Below are 16,528 nucleotides of genomic sequence, written 5' to 3'. Positions count from 1 at the left end.
TCTCAAGGAACTTCCCAGTCGACAGATGGTCGATGGCTACGCCGATCGTTTCGATGATGTCGATGCCGGCAAGGTGCTCGATGCGCTTCAGATCTTGCGCACCGCAAGTCGGCTCATCCGCGAACTCGAAGCCTACTTCGCTCGGCACGACCTTTCCCAGCTACGTTTCCTGACCTTGATCGTCATCGACCGCGAACCCGATCGGGATAGTCTCGCCGTGAGTGACATTGCCGACAGACTGGACGTATCCCGCCCCGTCGTGACGCGAACGCTGCAAGGTTTGGAAAAAGCTGGCCTCATCCGAATTTCCCATAACGAAAGCGACGCGCGCTCACGGAACATCTCGCTTAGCGATAGCGGCAAAAGCACGCTCGAGAGAGTCTTGCCGGGATATTTCGCGATTTTGCACCGCCACGTAACCGGTGCCGACGGTTGATCATGCGGATCGTGATTTTTCGAACCGTTCTGGTCTGGATGATCGTCTGGCCGCTAGTGACCGGCATACTCATATTGCTCGGCCTTCTGGCGAACGATCTGGCGTTGGTCGTTCAGACCCTCGTTCTCACAGCAATTCTCGTCCCTCTCATCAGCCTGTGGCTCGCACCGGCGATGCAAAGATTGGCGACGCACCTATTGAAAGGAAAACAATGACAGATAGATTCCAGCGGGGATTGGAAAACCTGAAGAAGATCGACGGCGAAACTGGGCAGAAGGTGATCGACGGCCTCCAGAGTATATCGCCCGATCTCGCTCGCTATACCATCGAATACCCCTTCGCCGATATCTACGCGCGACCAGGCCTAGGCCTGCGTGAACGCGAGATCGCGACGATCGCCGCACTGACGGCCACGGGGACGGCACAACCGCAGCTAAAGGTTCATATCCAAGCGGGCCTGAATGTTGGCCTGACAAAGGCCGAGATCGAGGAAATCATCATACAGATGACCGTCTATGCAGGTTTTCCCGCTGCCTTGAACGGAATGCAAGCAGCCAAGGAAGTGTTCTCGAACACAGAATAGGTGCCCTTTCCTGGAGCATTTATATCTCCTTCGAGGAATGCGACAAAAGGAGTTCGATGTGCGGTATTAAGGTCGAAAGCCGATTTTCGCCGCTGACTTTCTTTCGTTCTTTTATGCCCCAGCGCGTCGGCAATGGCAGAGAGATCACCAATCCGTTCTGGGCAAGCGAGAATACTATGTGCCGGTGCGACGCCGTCTTGGACGAAAGATGGAAATCGAGGAGAATACTACGCTGGCGAATTAGGGCTTCGCTGCACAGGCCCAATTTATTATGATCCAATGATGTTTGGCACCCTTCGCCGCGGATGGAAACTGGCTGTCATGACCTTGCCAGCGGTGCTGATCAGTACGCCCTTGGCAGCGCAGCTATCCCTACCGCCGTGGGAGGGGACACCTGCGGCAGGTCAGACGATGCTGGAATGGATCGATCCGCCGATCCTGTCCTACGAGATCCCGCCCGATCGCCGGGCGGATACCAGCTCCTGCAAGGAACGCAGTGAAACGGAGCTCGACGAGGTCGTGCTGACCTGCGAGCCGTTATTGCAGGCAGCGAAGCTTTTCCTTCGCATGGAGTTTGCGGCGCAGGAGCCGACCGGCGACCGTCGGCGCAATCAGGACGAGGCGCTGGCCCATGCCGACACGCTGATCGCGATGACGGAAGAAAAGGCTTGGCCGCTCCAGAGATATTTTCTGATGAAGGCGCTCCTGCAGAAGGCCAATATCCATCAGCGGCGGGCTGAGCCCTCGCAGGCTCTCGACGCATTGTACGAAGCGAGCGAGAACATCTTCGGGATACCTGGTTTCGACTACGAACTTCACCAACTTGAGATCGAGCGCAAAATCATCGATGCCTTGCTTGATCTGGACCGGCGCGATGATGCCGGTCTGGTCCATGTCACAAGCAGCCTGATCTTTGAACGCGGGGTCTATCCGTCCGGGGCCATCTCCATGTACAAGGCGACCGAACGGCTGGCGGTCACATCGATCTATGCAGATGACCGGGAGTACGCGCGAGAGATCGTCGACACAAATTTGCGCGATCTGATCACGACGATTCCCGATCGCAACGAACAGTTCGGCAGGACCACACTGGAGGATCTGCAGATCTACCTCGCCGCGGGACGTGGCGACGAAAGCGAGATCGTGCAGATCATCGAAAGCCGCATGGCCGAACGTCCCGGACGCCCGCCCTGTCGGCAGACCAGTTCCTATTTCCCGCAGGTCGTCGCCCCAGTCCATCGTGCGCCGCAAGTCCAACAGGCCTTGCGCGATGCTGGTTGCACCGACCAGGATTTTGCAACGATCGACACGGCGATTGAAAGCGGCGTCGCGAATCTTGGCGGCAAGCAGATTCTTCCGCCCAACACGAAGCCATAGTCGAGGCAGAAGCCGCGTCCGCTTTTAGGCATCGGCGATTTCAAGTTGAACGACCGAAATGCAGTCGGGAGCAGCTACTCCGAACTTTCCTACAAGCAGGCGATCGTGCCAGCCATAGGGCCATGCCGTGCACGCCTCATCAACTTGCTGAAATTGCCCGCTCGGACGGGTTCCATACAGAGGCAGCTTTTTCCTGCCTGGACAGTGTAACAGGCGGTCCATGTCTCAGCTTCGCCCGCGCAATGCTGAATGCAGAAGCCATCGAATCAGAACGGAATATCGTCGTCGAGATCGTCGTAGTTCGAGCCACCGCCGGAGCCGCCCGACGAGCCGCCGCCCTGGTTCCAGCCGCCCTGGCCGCCGCCCGAGCTGCCACCCTGGTCCCACGAACTTCCGCCGCTGCGCTGGGCGCCGCCACCGCCGCCCGAACCACCCTGGGCGCCGTCGAGCATGGTCAGCGAGCCGTTCATGCCGCGGATGACGACTTCGGTGGAATAGCGATCGTTGCCCTGCTGGTCCTGCCATTTGCGGGTCTGCAGCTGACCTTCGATATAGACCTTGCTACCCTTGCGCAGGAAGCGTTCGACCACGCCGACGAGCCCTTCGGAAAAGATCGCGACGGTGTGCCATTCGGTCCGTTCCTGCCGCTCGCCGGTATTGCGGTCCTTCCACGTTTCGCTGGTGGCGATGCGCAGGTTGGCGACCTTGCCCCCGTTCTGGAAGCTGCGGATTTCCGGGTCGGCGCCCAGGTTCCCGATCAGCATGACTTTGTTGAGGCTACCGGCCATCGAATCGTTCCTTCGTATCTGTTGGGCTTGGCCTATCGGATGCAGGCTGTGGCTGCCAGTGAAGATGGTTCCGTGTTCACAGGTCCGATTTTGGCGCTCACGGAGACACAGGGGCGCAGAGAATCCTGCGGCAATGCCGCATATATTCACACGAAGCCACGAAGAGGGCAGCACGACAGCGGACTGTCCCGCCCTCTTCGTGGCTTCGTGTGAGACTCAAAATACGGCGACGCCGCGGCTCGAACCTCTCTGCGCCCCTGTGCCTCCGTGAGCGCCTACAACCCCGCAGCCGTCGCGATCCAGAAGGTCAGTCCGGCGAAGACATAGGCCAGTGCGAAGAGGTAGCCGACCATGAAGGCCGGCCATTTCCAGCCATTGGTTTCGCGCCGCGCGACCGCGATGGTCGAAATGCATTGCGGGGCGAAGACGAACCAGGCGAGGAAGGCCAGCGCGGTCGGCAGGCTCCACAATGCGGCGATCCGGTCGGTCACGCCTTCGGCGGCGAGATCCTCGTCGTCGGCATCGACGGCGTAGGTCGTGGCGAGCGCCGAAACTGCCACTTCGCGCGCGGCCATGGCCGGCACCAGCGCCAGGCTCATCTCGCGGTTGAAGCCGATCGGAGCAAGTATCGGATGGATTCCATCGGCCACCATGCCGGCGAAACTCGCATCCATCTGGCTTTCGCCGGGCTCCGCCTTGGGGAAGCTCAGCATCAGCCACAGAGCGATAGTGACCATGAAGATGATCGTGCCGGCGCGGCGCAGGAACACCCAGGCGCGCTGCCACAGGCCGATGGCGAGATCCTTAATCCGCGGCAACTGGTAGCGCGGCATTTCCATGATGAAGCCGCTGGCCGCGCCCTTGGCGACCGAATTGCGCAGCACCAGCGCCACCACCATCGCGCCGACGATCCCGGCGATATAGAGGGCGAATAGCACGAGACCCTGCAGCCCGATACCCGGGCCGACGGTGGTCTGCGGGATGACCGCGGCGATAATCACGGCATAAACCGGGAGGCGCGCCGAACAGGTCATCAGCGGCGCGACGAGAATGGTGGTCAGCCGGTCCTTCGCGTCGGGAATGCTGCGGGTCGCCATGATGCCGGGAATGGCGCAGGCGAAGCTGGACAGCAGCGGAATGAAGCTCTTGCCGGACAGGCCTACGCCCGCCATCAGCCGGTCCATCAGGAAGGCCGCGCGGGCCATGTAACCGGTCGCTTCCATGATCAGAATGAAGAAGAACAGGATCACGATCTGCGGCAGGAAGACGACCACCGCACCGACACCCGCCAGCACGCCTTCGGTCAGGAAATCGCGGAAGAAACCGCCGGGCATGGTGTCGATGACCAGCCCCGAAATCGCGCCGACCCCGCCCTCCAGCGCGTCGGCGAAAGGCGTTGCCCAGGCGAACACCGCCTGGAAGATCACGAATAGCAGGCCGAACATCAAAACCGGCCCGATCCAGGGATTGAGCAGCACGCGGTCGACGCCGTTTTCGATCGTATGGCGCGCCGATTGCGAGAGAATCGCCCCGCGCGCCATGTGCTTGGCCCCAAGGCGCCGCTCCGGCAGGGTGATATGCCAGCGCTTATGCGCTTCCTCGTCCGCATGGGTTTCCGCTTCGGCAATCGCGGCGGAGAGGTCCTCGAGCCCCTTGCGCCTGACGGCGACGGTCGGGATGACGGGCACGCCGAGCGCTTCGGACAGCGCCGCGGGATCGAGCACCAGCCCGTCGCGCTCGGCGAGATCGATCATGTTGAGCGCAACCACCGTCGGCCGGCCGAGCTCGAGCACTTCCTGCGCGAAGACGAGATGCTGTTCGAGATTGGCGGCATCGATCACCAGCACGATCACGTCGGGCAGCGCTTCGCCTTCGAATTCGCCATGGACGACCTTGCGCGTCACCTCCTCGTCGGGGCTGGCGGCATCGAAGCTGTAGGAACCGGGCAGGTCGATCAGTTCGACAGGCTCACCGCTCGGCAGGATAAGGCGCCCGGCCTTCCGCTCCACCGTCACGCCGGGATAATTGGCGATCTTCTGTCGTGCGCCGGTCAGCGCGTTGAACAGGGCCGACTTGCCCGCATTGGGATTGCCGACGAGAGCGGCGGTACGTTTGCGGCTCATACCGGTTCCACCTCTATCGCAAGGGCGTGCGACCGGCGCAGCGCGATGGTCATGCGTCCGATGCGGACGGCCAGCGGATCGCGCGTGCCGAAAATGCCGCGATGGATCACGGCGACTTCGGCCCCCTCGTCTACTCCCAGGGCTTTCAGGCGCTTGCCTTCATCCTCGGCCAGTGCGACCCAGTTGACCGCCACGATCCGCGCGGTCTTGTCGTGTTCGTATCCGTCGAGCGTCATGCCATGGCCGCTGCCAGATGCAATCGCCTATTGCAACCGATTATCAATAAGGAACTACCGCGCGGGATAGCGCAGCCGCCCCAGGAAGCGCGACATGCTGAAGCTCTCGCGCTCCGGATTCAGCCATTTGGCCTTCGTCCGCTCGAACTTCATGACGCCTTCTATCCGGCGGTCGAGGAACGCACCGGTATCGGCCTTGTCTGGACTTTCATCCTGCGCGAACACGGTCAGCGTGGCACCGTAGATCGAGGCGAGAATCGCACGCTTGGTATAGTGGTTGTAATCGGTCGCCGTATCGCCCGCGAGCCGCCACATCACATCGGCGCTGCGCCAGCCGACCCGCAGCGCGCGCGGGGCATTCTGCGGCATGGCCATGATCGCGAGCGCGCGGCGAAGCGATTCTTCGAGCCCGGCTACGGCATCGAGACGATACTGCACGAGACTGTGGATGCGTTCGCGGATCTTCATTTCGGCCAGCTTGTCTGCCGGAAGGTCCAGCGCCATCTGCCGATCGATGGTTTCGATCCACGCGCAGATCATGCCCATTGCGCCCTCGTTCTTGTAAGCGAGGCGAGCGACATCGCGGTCCGCGCCCAATTGGTCGGCGGCCATGTCGAGCGCATCCGCGCTCCAGCCATCGAACACCGCCGCCTCGGCAATGCCGGGGGCCAGCGCCAGCCGCAGCTCGTCGAGCGTCAGATCCTCGACCTCCATATCTCAGCTCGGCCCGTAGGATTCGGATTGGTCGCCGCGATCGGTTTCGGCCCGCTCGATCTCCTCCAACATGCTGGAATTTGTTCCCATCAGCTTGGCATAGTCGCGCGCCGTCCGGCCGGAATTGTCCGCCCGATCGGGGCTTGCCCCTTTCTGGATCAACAACCGTACCAAGCCGCTATCGCGCCGGTGGACGGCAGTGATCAACGGGGTTTCGCCCGTGCTATTGGGCACGTCGACCGCCGCGCCGCGATCGGCGAGAATTTCGACGCCTTCGGCAAAACCGAGCTGGACCGCCAATTGCAGCGGCGTCCTGCCGTTCTTATCGGCGATATTGGGGTTCGCCCGCTTGGACAGCAGGAAGCGCAGCCATACCGCATCGCGCCGCTGAGTGACGACGTGCAGCGCGGTCTCACCGCTCGTGATGTCGCGCGAATTGACGAGTATGCTGCCCGGTTGTTCAAGAAACCGCGTGACCTCGTCTCCTTCGCGCTTCTTCACCGCGTCGAGAAATTTATAGCCGTCGCTCTGAGACTGAGCATAGAGCGGCGATGTCATTATCGCCCCTGCCAGCGTGGCCAGAAGAATGTTTTGTGTGAAACGCTTCACCGTGCGAAAGCCCCTATTATCCGCAAGTAGATGGACGGCACGCCCTTGCCGATGCGCGCTTAGCAGAGCATGAACCGTCAGACCATGTTACACAACCGCATCGCGATTTTCGCCGCCCTGCTGACGCTATCCGCCTGCAATGCCGCCCCTGCTGCCGAACCGCCGCTGGCTGGCGCCGCAATCGGCGGGGAATTCACGCTGACCGGCGAGGACGGCAAGCAGGTCAGCTGGAGCGATTTCGACGGAGAATACCGCACAGTCTATTTCGGCTATACCTACTGTCCCGACGTGTGCCCGGTCGATACTCAGCGTGCGATGGCGGGGCTGAAAGCTTTCGAGAAGAACAGCCCGCAGCTCGGCGCGCAGATCCAGCCGCTCTTCATCAGCGTCGACCCCGAACGCGATACGCCCCAGGTTCTCGCGGAATTCACCGACAACTTCCATCCCCGACTGATCGGCATGACCGGGACCAGGGAGCAGCTCGATCGGGTCGCAGGCGAATTCGCGGTGACCTATTCGATCGGGGAAAAACAGGAAGGCGGGGGCTACCTCGTCGGGCACACGAACATCACCTATCTGTTCGGTCCCGATGGCAAGCCACTCGCCCTGCTGCCGACCGACGAGGGCGCGGAAGCAGTCGCTGCGGAACTGGAAAAATGGGTGCGCTGAGGGACCGCTTCTGGGAACGGCCCCTGACGGATCTCAACACCGAGGAATGGGAAGCGTTGTGCGATGGCTGCGGGCGGTGTTGCCTGCACAAGGTAGAATACGAGGACACCGGAGAAATCGAGCATACGAATGTCGCGTGCAAGCTGCTCGATACGCAGACCGCGCGCTGCACGGACTATCGGCACCGGCGGGCATTCGTGCCGGACTGCCTGCGGCTGACACTCAGGATCGTCGACAAGGTAAGCTGGCTGCCACCTACCTGTGCCTACCGTTTGAGGGCCGATGGGCTACCGCTTCCACGTTGGCATTATCTCATCTCGGGTGACCGCGATGACGTGGTAAGCGCGGGCGTTTCCGTGGCAGGCCGCGTGATCGGCGAGGACCTGGCCGGGCCGCTGGAGCATCACATCGTCGACTGGGGCGACGATAATGAAGAGAGCGCGGCGTGATCGACTGGCTCCGCCGCGAAGCACTGGAGCCGGTGATCAAGCTCAACGGGCGCGAGTTGCCAATCGAGATCGCCCGCAACCGCCGCGCCAAACGCCTGACCCTGCGGCTTGCGCCGGACGGCAGTGCAATACGCATCACCTTGCCCCAGTGGTGCCGGAGCGCAGAGGCTATCGCCTTCGCCCATGCGAGGCGCGAGTGGCTGAGCGCCCAACTCGCCAAAGTGCCCCAACGTCGCGATCCGGTGCGTGACGGAAGCCTGCTCTATCGCGGCGGCGAAATCGCTGTCGACTGGCGCGAAGAACTTCCGCGGAAGCCCCGTTTCGAAGATGGCGCGCTTATCGTCGGAGGTCCGCGGGATACGCTATCCAGGCGTCTCCGGCGCTGGCTGGAGGACGAAGCCTTGTACCTGTTCGGCGCGGATGCCGCCGATTACTGCGCGCGTGCGAAGTTGAAACATGCGGAGGTAAAGCTGACCCGTGCCCGACGACGCTGGGGAAGCTGTTCTTCAGAAGGCGTTTTGCGGCTCAACTGGAGGCTGGTTCAGGCCCCCGATTTCGTCCGTCGCTCGGTCGTCGCGCACGAGGTCGCGCATCTCGCCTATTTCGACCATTCACCCGCCTTCCATGCGCTGCTCGATCGGCTCTACGAAGGCGATATCGCACAGGCGAACGATTGGCTCAGCCAACATGGGCGCGGACTCTACGCGGCATTCGACTAGCGCATACTGGCGCGGTTCATCGAAAAACCCTATCCTGTAGCCCATGCGCCTCAAGACACGCTTCAATGCCAAGGCCGGCTTCGCGGATTTGTGGGACTACATCCGCGAACCGCGGCCCTATCGCTGGACCTTTCTGACGATTTCGATCCTCATACCGCTGGTTGCCATCGCAATGCTGGCGCAGGAATCGCACTTCCGCCCGCCCGACGCGCCGAAGGTGACCTTCATTTCAACCTTTGCCGAAGGCCGGAGCGACGAGGAAATCCGCCAGACGAATATCGAGAACCAAAAGCGCAAGGAGGCCCGCGAGGCAGAACTCGCCGAACTGCGCGAGCAGAAAGTGGAGGCGTACAAGACCCTCGGACGCGCAACCGGGCTCGATGTCGACGAGATGGAGCGGGAAGCACAGATCGAGAATGCGCGCGAAGAAGCCGCTGCCGAAGCGCGCCGCCGCGAACTTTATCCGGCAGGCACAACGGTTGACGACAGCGGCGAGTGACTCGCGCTGGCTCGACGCGGCGGCACGGCTTGCCAGTCGCGCCCGGCCGGAGAGCTACCCCAATCCGGGCGTGGGATGCATCCTCGTAAAGGACGCTGCGGTCGTCGGCCGCGGTTGGACCGCCCCGGGAGGCCGGCCTCATGCAGAGGCTGCCGCGCTGCAACAGGCGGGAGAGCAGGCGTTTGGCGCAACGGCTTACGTGACTCTCGAACCTTGCGCGCACCGGTCCCGACGCGGCCCCGCCTGCAGCGACCTACTGATCGAGGCTGGTGTCAGCCGAGTGGTAGCGGGCGTCGAGGACCCCGATCCGCGTACCGCCGGCGACGGTCTTGCGAGGCTTCGCCAAGCCGGGATCACGGCAGATCTCCTGCTTTCCACCACAGCCGAAACGAGCCTTGCGGGATATCTCGCCCGCGCACGGCATCAGCGCCCGCATGTCACGATGAAGCTAGCCATATCGCTCGACGGCTGCATTGCGATGGCGAATGGCGAAAGCCAGTGGATGACGGGCCCGGTTGCGCGCGCGCACGTCCATTCGCGCCGTGCCCTTGCCGATGCGATACTGGTAGGCGGCGGCACCTGGCGGGCGGATAAGCCCAAGCTCGACGTGCGCCTTCCCGGGCTCGAGGGCCGCGACCCGCAGCGCGTGGTACTCACCCGCGGGGTTGCACCCGATGGAGTCAAAGTCATCAACTCGCCTGACCAGATCTGCCAGCTCGACGCGCTATATCTCTATGTCGAGGCGGGCGCGAATATCGCGGCCAGCTTCCTCGAGGCCGATCTGGTCGATCGTCTGGAACTCTATCGCGCCCCCATAGTCATCGGCGGCGGGCGCAGCGCAGTCGGCGATCTGGGGCTGGAGAGCCTTGCCGAAGCGCATGGCCACTGGACGCTGGCCGAACGCCGCCAGCTTGGCAGCGACAGCTTCGAAGCCTACAGCCGCCTGCGCCAGAAATAGAGGGTAGCCAGGAGCACACATGTTCACCGGGATCGTCACCGCCATCGGCACCGTCAAGACTATCGAGGACAAGGGCGACATACGTGTCGTCATCGGCTGCCCATGGGACCCGGCAGGGATCGATATCGGCGCGTCGATATCCTGTTCGGGCGTGTGTCTGACCGTGGTCGAGAAAGGCGGCAGGGAAGGCGATGCCTGGTTTGCGGTCGATGTGTCCGGCGAAACGGTCAGCCGCACCGCGCAGGACCAATGGCGTGCGGATCGCCGCCTCAATCTCGAACCTGCATTGCGGCTGGGCGACGAACTTGGCGGCCATCTCGTTACAGGTCATGTGGATGCGGTCGGCCGGGTGGCCCTCGCCGAGGATTTCGGCGGGTCGACCCGGCTGGAAATTCTCGCCGACGAAGATATCGCGCCTTACGTGGCGGAGAAGGGCTCGATCACTGTCGATGGCGTGTCACTGACCGTCAACGATGTCGAGGACGAGGAAAGCGGCGATGTCCGTTTCGCGCTCAACATCATCCCCCACACCGGCGAGGTGACGACGCTGGGCGATCTGTCCGAAGGCGATGCGGTCAATCTCGAGATCGACGTGTTGGCGCGATACCTCAGGCGAATGCAGAGCCTCGCGGTCTGAGAACACCGGCGTCCACGTGTTGAGAGCAGCTGCGAACTCCCGCCCGCTCCTGTGGCTGGTCCTCGCCTTGCCGGGGTTCTGGATTGCCTGGCGCTGGATCGCCACGCCCGATCTCTACGGCTATGGCCACGCGATCGGGGAAAGCGGCGACTGGGCCGTATGGTTGCTCATGGCCACGCTGGCAGTGACCCCGCTTCGGCTGATGTTTCGCAAACAGGCCTGGGTGATCTGGCTGATGCGTCGCCGTCGCGATATCGGGGTTGCCAGCTTCGCCTATGCGCTGGGCCACACAATTATCTATCTCGTCAGGAAGGGATCGCCCGACCTTGTGCTTGCGGAGCTTTCCACGCCCTATGTCCTGGTCGGCTGGATCGCCCTCGCCCTGTTCCTGCCATTGGCCATCACTTCCAACGACGCTTCGGTGCGCTGGCTCAAGCGATCATGGAAACGGCTGCATCGGCTGGTCTATCCCGCCGCCATCCTGACTTTCCTGCACTGGGTCTGGTCGGCCTTCGATCCGACCACGGCCTGGGTCCATGTAGGGATACTGGCCGCGGTCGAGATCGTCAGGATTGCACTGCAACGGCGTCAGAGAGTGACGTAGCTCCTGAAGCGTGCGACTTCGGCTTCGTCGACATACTTGCCGATTTCGCGATCGAACACGCTTATGTCCGCATAGGGGCGGTATTCCTCGAACTCGTGGACCATCTTGTCGGTCATGCCCGGGATCAGGCGGATTTCTTCTTCGGTGCCGGTATTGAGGTTCACCGGAACGAACACATTCACCAGAACATTCGCCGCTTCTTCGTCACTTAGCGTTTCCACGAGCTTGGCGTTGAGATCGGTGACGCTGGCATAAGGCTGGCCGGCAACGATCGCCTCGGCAAGCTCGGGAGTGACGCCTTCCGCGCCGGCGAGCTGTTCGGCCGTCGCTGTATTGGCGTCGAGCACCGTCGACGCCTCGGCAGCAGTGTCCTCGGCTGCGGCATCGCTGGCCTCCACCATGTCGGGCTTTTCCGCGGCCTCCTCGGCGCCGCCCGAGCAAGCTGCAAGGACGAGCACGGCACTCGACAGGGTGGCGGCAAGTATCATTCTACGCATGAACGGATATCCTCTTTTTGATAAGTGTTCGCATTAGCAGGGTGAGGCAGGATTGGAAGGGCTTTGGCGGAGTGCGCAACACAATGGCCGATCGCCAAGCCAATCTGTGCCATCCGGAATGACGAATGGGGACCTATGGCTCCTGCAGCAGCTTTTGCTCGCCTGCGCCCATATACCCGCGTGTCAGCGGAAGGCTCCGGCGGTCGCGCACGAACTGGATCTGGTAATTGACCATTCCGCCCCATTCGAAAGCAGCCGTCGCACCGGCGAGGTAAAACGTCCACATGCGGTAGAAGCGCTCGTCATAGAGGTTGACGATCGTCTCGCGATTGGCTTCGCAGTTCGCGTACCAGGCACGCAACGTCTTGGCGTAATGCAGCCGCAGCGTTTCGATATCGGTGTGGATCAGGCGACACTTTTCGCTCGCCGCAAGAGTTTCCGACAGTGCCGGGATGTAGCCGCCTGGGAAGATGTATTTGCGGGTAAAGGCATCGGTGATGCCCGGCCCACCCAGGCGGCCGATAGTGTGCACGAGCATGACGCCGTCATCTTCGAGCAGATTGGCCGCGGCACGAAAGAAGGTTTCGAACTGCGGACGCCCCACATGCTCGAACATCCCGACCGAAACTATCCGGTCGAATCTTGTCCCCCGGTCGGCCAGATCGCGATAATCGACGAGCTCGAAACTGACCCGGTCGCTCACCCCCGCCGCCTCGGCCCGGTGCCGGGCCAGCGCAAGCTGCTCTCCGGACAGGGTAATGCCGAGCACGCGAACGCCGAAATGATGCGCAAGGTAGATCGCCATTCCACCCCAGCCGCAGCCGATGTCAAGGACATGCTGGCCATCGGATAGCGCCAGCTTGGCGGCGATATGGGCAAGCTTCGCTTCCTGGGCCTGACCCAGCGTCTCGACGCCATCGTCCCAATAGGCGCAGCTATACTGCATATGCCCTGGATCGAGCATCAGCCGATAAAGGTCGTTGCCGATATCGTAGTGATGCGCGACGTTGCGTTTCGAACCGACCCGGTTGTTGACGGACTCCGCGGCGAAGGCAGCCCGGTTGCGCAGGCGCTTGAACAGGCTCTGCGCACGCAGCCGGCCACCACGTTCCCAGGGTGAATTCGAACGCAGAAGCTGCACCAGGTCCATGATGTTGCCGTGCGTTAGCCGCAGACGCCCGTCCATATAGGCTTCCGCAGCGCCAAGGCGTGGATCGAGCAGAATATCGCGCGGGACCTTCTTGTCCGTGAAGCGCAGAGCTACATCGGGAAAGCCCTGTTGGACGCTTCCCAGTTCCACGACCTCGCCATCGGCGAAGGCGATACCCAGCTTGCCGCGTTGGATCACGCCGCCGAGAAAACGCTTGAGCAGCCGTTTGCTCATTCCGAGTCCACCGACGAAAGCCGCCCGAATGCCTCTCGCGTAATCTCGTAGATGAGATGCACCACGCGCTTGCCCTGATATTTTTCCAGTTCGTAGCGGTCGGAGCGCACGGCGCCGATGGCCTCCAGCGCATTGCGCGAGCGGTAATTGGTGTCGCCCACGCGGAATTCGACCAACGCCACGGTCTCGAAAGCATGGGCGAGCATGGCGCGCTTCATCTCGGGATTGATGCCCTTGCCCCAATAGCAGGGCGCGAGGAAGGTCCAGCCGATCTCAACCACCCCGCCCTCTTCTGGATCGAAACGGTCGTAGCGGGAAGAGCCGAGAATCGTTCCGCTCGCCTTGTCTGCTATTGTCAGTCCACCGCCACTCGCCAGTCCCTGATCGAAGAAAGCGTCGAAAACCCCGCGGCGCCAGCGATCGTGCATGGGATGCTGTTCCCACACTGCGGGATCGCTCGCAATCGCATAGAGCGCTTCACGATCGGCCTCGACGAGCGGACCGATGACCAGCCGAGCGGTCTCGAGTGTCGGCTGGCGATCCATGGCAACTCATTGCCTCGTGACGTCGGCCAGCGCGGCGATGAACTGGTCGGTATTGCCGGCATGCAGGCCGGCCACGTTGATCCGGCCCGAACCGGCCATGTAAATGCCGTGGTCCTCGCGCAGTTTGACGATCTGGTCCTTCGACAGGGGCAGCATCGCGAAAAGGCCGTTCTGTTCGCCCAGCATAGCAAGGTTCAGCCCAGGTGCCTCGTTGTCCGCCGCAGCCAGCCGTTCGCGAACCCGGCGCATGCGCGCGCGCATCTCGTCCAGCTCTTCGAGCCATTGGGTGGTGAGGCCTTCGTCGCATAGGACCGTGCGAACCGCCGCGCCGCCGTGATCGGGCGGCATGGACCAGTTGGCGCGCGCCAGCGCATTGGCGTTGGACACGATGGCGGGAAGGCCGGAAGAACTCCGCGCGACCATGTAGAACGCGCCTACACGGTCACGATAGAGACCGAAGTTCTTGTCGCAGCTATAGGCGACGAGCGCTTCCGGCACCTTGACCAGCACCGTGCGCACGCCCGCAACGTCCTCTTCGAGGCCCTGCCCCAGCCCGTGATAGGCGACATCGAGGATCGGCAGGATGCCCTTGTCTGCAAGGGCCTTGGCGATCCGGCCCCAGTCATCTGCGGTGTAGTCGATGCCGGTGGGGTTGTGGCAGCAGCCGTGCAGCAGAATTGCATCGGTTTCGCGCGCATTGGCGATGGTTTCGAGCAGTGCATCCGTATCGGCGGTGCCATTCGCCCTCGCGTGTCGAAACGTGACCGTCTCCACACCCACATCCCGCAGGATCTGCGCGTGATTGGGCCAACTCGGCACGCCGAGATGAACCCGCGTCACCCCAGCCGCCTTGGCCAATGCGACCGCAAGGCGGACCGCCCCGGTGCCCCCAGGTGTCTGCATGCCTTCCAGCCGCCCGCGTATGCCGGCATCATCGCCGAAGAGATAGGGTTTCATGGCATCGACGAAACCGGTGTCACCTTCCGGCCCGAGATAGCTTTTCGAATCCTGCGTATCGACCAGGCGTTGTTCGGCCGCCTTGATCGAGCGGAAGACCGGCGTCGCGCCGTCATTGGTGCGATAGACACCCACACCAAGGTCGATCTTATCATCGCGCGGGTCCTGCGCGTACATCTTGATGAGCGCGAGGAGCGCGTCGGGGGCCTGGGCTTCGAGTTGGTCAAGCATGCGGTCTCATTGCCGGATATGGAAAGGGCCGCAACAGGAAATCCCGTTGCGGCCCCGGAGCTCTTCAGGAATTATCGTTGGGCGACCCGAAGGGCTCCTTGTCCGGTATCAGAAGGGCAACCAGCGCTGCTTCTTCGAAAACTTCATATACCCTGCGTTGACACCCAGCCGCAACCCTGCGCCCATACGTATAGGGATCAGCACTACGTCGCCTTTGCGCATGTAGCTCGCCGTCAGCCCGCCGATGACATATGCCTGCCCCTCGCCGGCGGGATAGCGTTCATACAGCTCTTCCGAATCGTAGAGGTTGTAGACCAGCACGAATGTGCTGCCGGCATTCGCCCCCGCATCGAAGCCGACCGAAGGGCCGGTCCAGTAAACCGGACGTTCGCCCTCGACCTTGTGGTAAAGCGTGCCGGACCCGTAGCGCGCACCGACGATGAAGGCACCGCCCGCTTCGCGTCCGACGATGTAGGCGTTGGGCTCGCCCTGCTTGGCGAGCAGATTCTTGATCATGTCAGCCACGCCCTTGGCGCCCTTGCCGAAGACGCCTTCGGCCGCGCCGATCAGATCGTCTTCGCGGTAGGTCGTGCCGGGATCATCGACCCCGGCGCTGCTCACGGCATCGCTGGCCGCCTCTTCAGCTTGTTTCTCGGACCATTGCGGTTGTTCGGGATAAGCATCGACCGGCGCGCTGGTATCCGGTTCGGTCGTATAAGTGGTCGCGTCATCCGGCTCCTGATATTCAGGATATATCGGCTGGTCACCCGGCTGTTCGGCCAAGTCGCCATCGATCGCGGTGTTCGGATCGATCGTCTCGACCTGCGCTGCAAGCGGGCCGGCCGCCATGCCGAAAGCGGCGAATACCAGGCCGAAGCGTGGCAGTTTCTGTGCGAATTTGATCATCGATCCCTCCGTGTCGGCGGCCCGTACGCAGACAGTTGCGGCACGAGAAGAATCCTCTTTGAGCGTGCCGGCAATGAAACGGCGATGAACCGAATCGAAAATGCGGCGAGTCGAGTCGTCACAAGGGCCGGGATGTTCTTGGCATCCCTGCGCAAAACTCCCCTTGATGGCATGCGGGGCCGTGGCTATAGCGCGCCCCTCGCAGTCGGCATCGCCAACGCTGCGACATGCGGAGACGTGGGTGAGTGGCTGAAACCAGCTCCCTGCTAAGGAGCCATACCTGGTAACGGGTATCGAGGGTTCGAATCCCTCCGTCTCCGCCATTTACTCGTCCGGCAAAATTCGAATGCGTCCAAACGTATTTGTAATTCCTCAGTTCTTTCTCAGCGTACCGTCCGACCGCTTCCGGCCCCATCCGGACAAGCGTGGGGTACTTTGGGGGCACTCGCCGAAGCATCTGGGGGCATGCTGAAAGACGCAGCCATTGGCAACCAAGCCTCGCGATAAGGCTTACAAACTCTCCGATTTTGGCGGGCTACCGTACGCCGGAGATTGACGAAGAGGAAGAGAATGACGCCTCGCTGGAGTATTGGCTCGCCGGGAAAAG

At 62.2% G+C, this 16,528-nt stretch carries 21 protein-coding genes and 1 tRNA gene; 12 read left to right on the top strand and 10 right to left on the bottom strand.

Annotated features, from left to right (window positions below; translation table 11 throughout):
* The first annotated feature begins 25 nt into the window (after nucleotides 1–25).
* The 4 genes from K3174_RS13205 (at nucleotide 26) to K3174_RS13190 (ending at nucleotide 2,396) form a co-directional block, all read left to right on the top strand.
* Entirely contained in the window at nucleotides 26–436 is a 411-nt protein-coding gene (locus K3174_RS13205) for a MarR family winged helix-turn-helix transcriptional regulator (RefSeq protein ID WP_247712172.1), read from the top strand.
* A gap of 2 nt (nucleotides 437–438) precedes the next feature.
* Nucleotides 439–651, top strand: a complete 213-nt coding sequence (locus tag K3174_RS13200) for a putative antibiotic biosynthesis monooxygenase (protein ID WP_221559307.1) — start codon at nucleotides 439–441, stop codon at nucleotides 649–651.
* Nucleotides 648–1,019, top strand: a complete 372-nt coding sequence (locus K3174_RS13195; protein WP_221559305.1) for a carboxymuconolactone decarboxylase family protein — start codon at nucleotides 648–650, stop codon at nucleotides 1,017–1,019. Before K3174_RS13200 ends, K3174_RS13195 begins: the two co-directional genes overlap by 4 nt.
* A gap of 321 nt (nucleotides 1,020–1,340) precedes the next feature.
* Nucleotides 1,341–2,396 carry a hypothetical protein gene (locus tag K3174_RS13190; RefSeq protein WP_221559303.1) on the top strand — a complete coding sequence of 352 codons (1,056 nt, stop codon included), beginning with the start codon at nucleotides 1,341–1,343 and terminating at the stop codon, nucleotides 2,394–2,396.
* A 266-nt stretch (nucleotides 2,397–2,662) separates the two neighbouring features.
* On the opposite strand, the gene ssb is transcribed toward K3174_RS13190, so the two are convergent.
* The 5 genes from ssb to K3174_RS13165 form a co-directional block, all read right to left on the bottom strand.
* Nucleotides 2,663–3,184: a single-stranded DNA-binding protein gene (ssb, locus tag K3174_RS13185; protein ID WP_221559301.1), complete on the bottom strand. Its 522-nt coding sequence runs from the start codon at nucleotides 3,182–3,184 to the stop codon at nucleotides 2,663–2,665.
* A gap of 275 nt (nucleotides 3,185–3,459) precedes the next feature.
* Nucleotides 3,460–5,307 (bottom strand): ferrous iron transporter B, encoded by a 1,848-nt coding sequence (feoB, locus tag K3174_RS13180; protein WP_221559299.1) that lies wholly within the window; start codon nucleotides 5,305–5,307, stop codon nucleotides 3,460–3,462.
* Nucleotides 5,304–5,543 carry a FeoA family protein gene (locus K3174_RS13175; RefSeq protein WP_221559297.1) on the bottom strand — a complete coding sequence of 80 codons (240 nt, stop codon included), beginning with the start codon at nucleotides 5,541–5,543 and terminating at the stop codon, nucleotides 5,304–5,306. The genes feoB and K3174_RS13175 overlap by 4 nt, the downstream gene beginning before the upstream one ends.
* A 54-nt stretch (nucleotides 5,544–5,597) precedes the next feature.
* A complete protein-coding gene (locus tag K3174_RS13170) occupies nucleotides 5,598–6,257 on the bottom strand; it encodes a COQ9 family protein (protein ID WP_221559295.1) in 660 nt (219 codons plus the stop codon).
* A gap of 3 nt (nucleotides 6,258–6,260) precedes the next feature.
* Nucleotides 6,261–6,866 carry an ankyrin repeat domain-containing protein gene (locus tag K3174_RS13165; RefSeq protein ID WP_345719656.1) on the bottom strand — a complete coding sequence of 202 codons (606 nt, stop codon included), beginning with the start codon at nucleotides 6,864–6,866 and terminating at the stop codon, nucleotides 6,261–6,263.
* A gap of 69 nt (nucleotides 6,867–6,935) precedes the next feature.
* Between K3174_RS13165 and K3174_RS13160 the strand changes: the two genes are divergently transcribed.
* The 7 genes from K3174_RS13160 to K3174_RS13130 are packed head-to-tail and all read left to right on the top strand — an operon-like array spanning nucleotide 6,936 to nucleotide 11,401.
* Nucleotides 6,936–7,535, top strand: coding sequence for an SCO family protein (locus K3174_RS13160; protein ID WP_221559293.1), 600 nt, complete (start codon nucleotides 6,936–6,938; stop codon nucleotides 7,533–7,535).
* Nucleotides 7,523–7,984: a YcgN family cysteine cluster protein gene (locus tag K3174_RS13155; protein WP_221559291.1), complete on the top strand. Its 462-nt coding sequence runs from the start codon at nucleotides 7,523–7,525 to the stop codon at nucleotides 7,982–7,984. The genes K3174_RS13160 and K3174_RS13155 overlap by 13 nt, the downstream gene beginning before the upstream one ends.
* Complete coding sequence (locus K3174_RS13150; RefSeq protein ID WP_221559289.1) at nucleotides 7,981–8,703, top strand: M48 family metallopeptidase; 723 nt, start codon at nucleotides 7,981–7,983, stop codon at nucleotides 8,701–8,703. The genes K3174_RS13155 and K3174_RS13150 overlap by 4 nt, the downstream gene beginning before the upstream one ends.
* A 43-nt stretch (nucleotides 8,704–8,746) precedes the next feature.
* The gene (locus K3174_RS13145; protein ID WP_221559287.1) at nucleotides 8,747–9,202 is read left to right on the top strand and encodes a hypothetical protein; all 456 of its coding nucleotides are present in this window, start codon (nucleotides 8,747–8,749) and stop codon (nucleotides 9,200–9,202) included.
* Nucleotides 9,120–10,160 carry a bifunctional diaminohydroxyphosphoribosylaminopyrimidine deaminase/5-amino-6-(5-phosphoribosylamino)uracil reductase RibD gene (ribD, locus tag K3174_RS13140; protein WP_221559285.1) on the top strand — a complete coding sequence of 347 codons (1,041 nt, stop codon included), beginning with the start codon at nucleotides 9,120–9,122 and terminating at the stop codon, nucleotides 10,158–10,160. The genes K3174_RS13145 and ribD overlap by 83 nt, the downstream gene beginning before the upstream one ends.
* Before the next feature lie 19 nt (nucleotides 10,161–10,179).
* Nucleotides 10,180–10,797, top strand: coding sequence for a riboflavin synthase (locus K3174_RS13135; protein WP_221559283.1), 618 nt, complete (start codon nucleotides 10,180–10,182; stop codon nucleotides 10,795–10,797).
* Between the two features lie 16 nt (nucleotides 10,798–10,813).
* On the top strand, nucleotides 10,814–11,401 hold the full coding sequence (locus tag K3174_RS13130) for a protein-methionine-sulfoxide reductase heme-binding subunit MsrQ (protein WP_345719655.1): 588 nt from the start codon (nucleotides 10,814–10,816) through the stop codon (nucleotides 11,399–11,401).
* Here the strand turns inward: K3174_RS13130 and K3174_RS13125 are convergent.
* The 5 genes from K3174_RS13125 to K3174_RS13105 all read right to left on the bottom strand — a co-directional run bounded on the left by K3174_RS13125 (nucleotide 11,386) and on the right by K3174_RS13105 (nucleotide 15,921).
* Nucleotides 11,386–11,898 (bottom strand): ComEA family DNA-binding protein, encoded by a 513-nt coding sequence (locus K3174_RS13125; protein ID WP_221559279.1) that lies wholly within the window; start codon nucleotides 11,896–11,898, stop codon nucleotides 11,386–11,388. The two genes, K3174_RS13130 and K3174_RS13125, sit on opposite strands and share 16 nt — an antisense overlap.
* Before the next feature lie 133 nt (nucleotides 11,899–12,031).
* Nucleotides 12,032–13,282: an SAM-dependent methyltransferase gene (locus K3174_RS13120; RefSeq protein WP_221559277.1), complete on the bottom strand. Its 1,251-nt coding sequence runs from the start codon at nucleotides 13,280–13,282 to the stop codon at nucleotides 12,032–12,034.
* On the bottom strand, nucleotides 13,279–13,827 hold the full coding sequence (locus K3174_RS13115) for a GNAT family N-acetyltransferase (RefSeq protein WP_221559275.1): 549 nt from the start codon (nucleotides 13,825–13,827) through the stop codon (nucleotides 13,279–13,281). The genes K3174_RS13120 and K3174_RS13115 overlap by 4 nt, the downstream gene beginning before the upstream one ends.
* A 6-nt stretch (nucleotides 13,828–13,833) precedes the next feature.
* Nucleotides 13,834–15,015 carry an amino acid aminotransferase gene (locus K3174_RS13110; protein ID WP_221559273.1) on the bottom strand — a complete coding sequence of 394 codons (1,182 nt, stop codon included), beginning with the start codon at nucleotides 15,013–15,015 and terminating at the stop codon, nucleotides 13,834–13,836.
* 108 nt (nucleotides 15,016–15,123) lie between these two features.
* Nucleotides 15,124–15,921: a DUF1134 domain-containing protein gene (locus K3174_RS13105; protein WP_221559271.1), complete on the bottom strand. Its 798-nt coding sequence runs from the start codon at nucleotides 15,919–15,921 to the stop codon at nucleotides 15,124–15,126.
* 231 nt (nucleotides 15,922–16,152) lie between these two features.
* On the opposite strand from K3174_RS13105, the gene K3174_RS13100 reads away from it, so the two are divergent.
* Nucleotides 16,153–16,244 (top strand) — tRNA-Ser (locus tag K3174_RS13100).
* Nucleotides 16,245–16,528 lie beyond the last annotated feature (284 nt).

The organism is Qipengyuania qiaonensis, from assembly GCF_019711515.1.
In the GTDB taxonomy this organism is placed as follows: Bacteria; Pseudomonadota; Alphaproteobacteria; order Sphingomonadales; family Sphingomonadaceae; genus Qipengyuania; species Qipengyuania qiaonensis.
This window is presented reverse-complemented; position numbering and strand designations above follow the sequence as displayed.

Bases quoted from the DNA above. Each gene is read 5' to 3' on its own strand.
- ssb (WP_221559301.1), bottom strand. From the start codon at position 3,184: ATGGCCGGTAGCCTCAACAAAGTCATGCTGATCGGGAACCTGGGCGCC.
- K3174_RS13195 (WP_221559305.1), top strand. From the start codon at position 648: ATGACAGATAGATTCCAGCGGGGATTGGAAAACCTGAAGAAGATCGAC.
- K3174_RS13155 (WP_221559291.1), top strand. From the start codon at position 7,523: ATGGGTGCGCTGAGGGACCGCTTCTGGGAACGGCCCCTGACGGATCTC.
- ribD (WP_221559285.1), top strand. From the start codon at position 9,120: ATGCGCGCGAAGAAGCCGCTGCCGAAGCGCGCCGCCGCGAACTTTATC.
- K3174_RS13145 (WP_221559287.1), top strand. From the start codon at position 8,747: ATGCGCCTCAAGACACGCTTCAATGCCAAGGCCGGCTTCGCGGATTTG.
- K3174_RS13190 (WP_221559303.1), top strand. From the start codon at position 1,341: ATGACCTTGCCAGCGGTGCTGATCAGTACGCCCTTGGCAGCGCAGCTA.
- K3174_RS13110 (WP_221559273.1), bottom strand. From the start codon at position 15,015: ATGCTTGACCAACTCGAAGCCCAGGCCCCCGACGCGCTCCTCGCGCTC.
- K3174_RS13160 (WP_221559293.1), top strand. From the start codon at position 6,936: ATGAACCGTCAGACCATGTTACACAACCGCATCGCGATTTTCGCCGCC.
- K3174_RS13115 (WP_221559275.1), bottom strand. From the start codon at position 13,827: ATGGATCGCCAGCCGACACTCGAGACCGCTCGGCTGGTCATCGGTCCG.
- K3174_RS13135 (WP_221559283.1), top strand. From the start codon at position 10,180: ATGTTCACCGGGATCGTCACCGCCATCGGCACCGTCAAGACTATCGAG.
- feoB (WP_221559299.1), bottom strand. From the start codon at position 5,307: ATGAGCCGCAAACGTACCGCCGCTCTCGTCGGCAATCCCAATGCGGGC.
- K3174_RS13175 (WP_221559297.1), bottom strand. From the start codon at position 5,543: ATGACGCTCGACGGATACGAACACGACAAGACCGCGCGGATCGTGGCG.
- K3174_RS13105 (WP_221559271.1), bottom strand. From the start codon at position 15,921: ATGATCAAATTCGCACAGAAACTGCCACGCTTCGGCCTGGTATTCGCC.
- K3174_RS13120 (WP_221559277.1), bottom strand. From the start codon at position 13,282: ATGAGCAAACGGCTGCTCAAGCGTTTTCTCGGCGGCGTGATCCAACGC.
- K3174_RS13125 (WP_221559279.1), bottom strand. From the start codon at position 11,898: ATGCGTAGAATGATACTTGCCGCCACCCTGTCGAGTGCCGTGCTCGTC.
- K3174_RS13170 (WP_221559295.1), bottom strand. From the start codon at position 6,257: ATGGAGGTCGAGGATCTGACGCTCGACGAGCTGCGGCTGGCGCTGGCC.
- K3174_RS13205 (WP_247712172.1), top strand. From the start codon at position 26: ATGGTCGATGGCTACGCCGATCGTTTCGATGATGTCGATGCCGGCAAG.
- K3174_RS13200 (WP_221559307.1), top strand. From the start codon at position 439: ATGCGGATCGTGATTTTTCGAACCGTTCTGGTCTGGATGATCGTCTGG.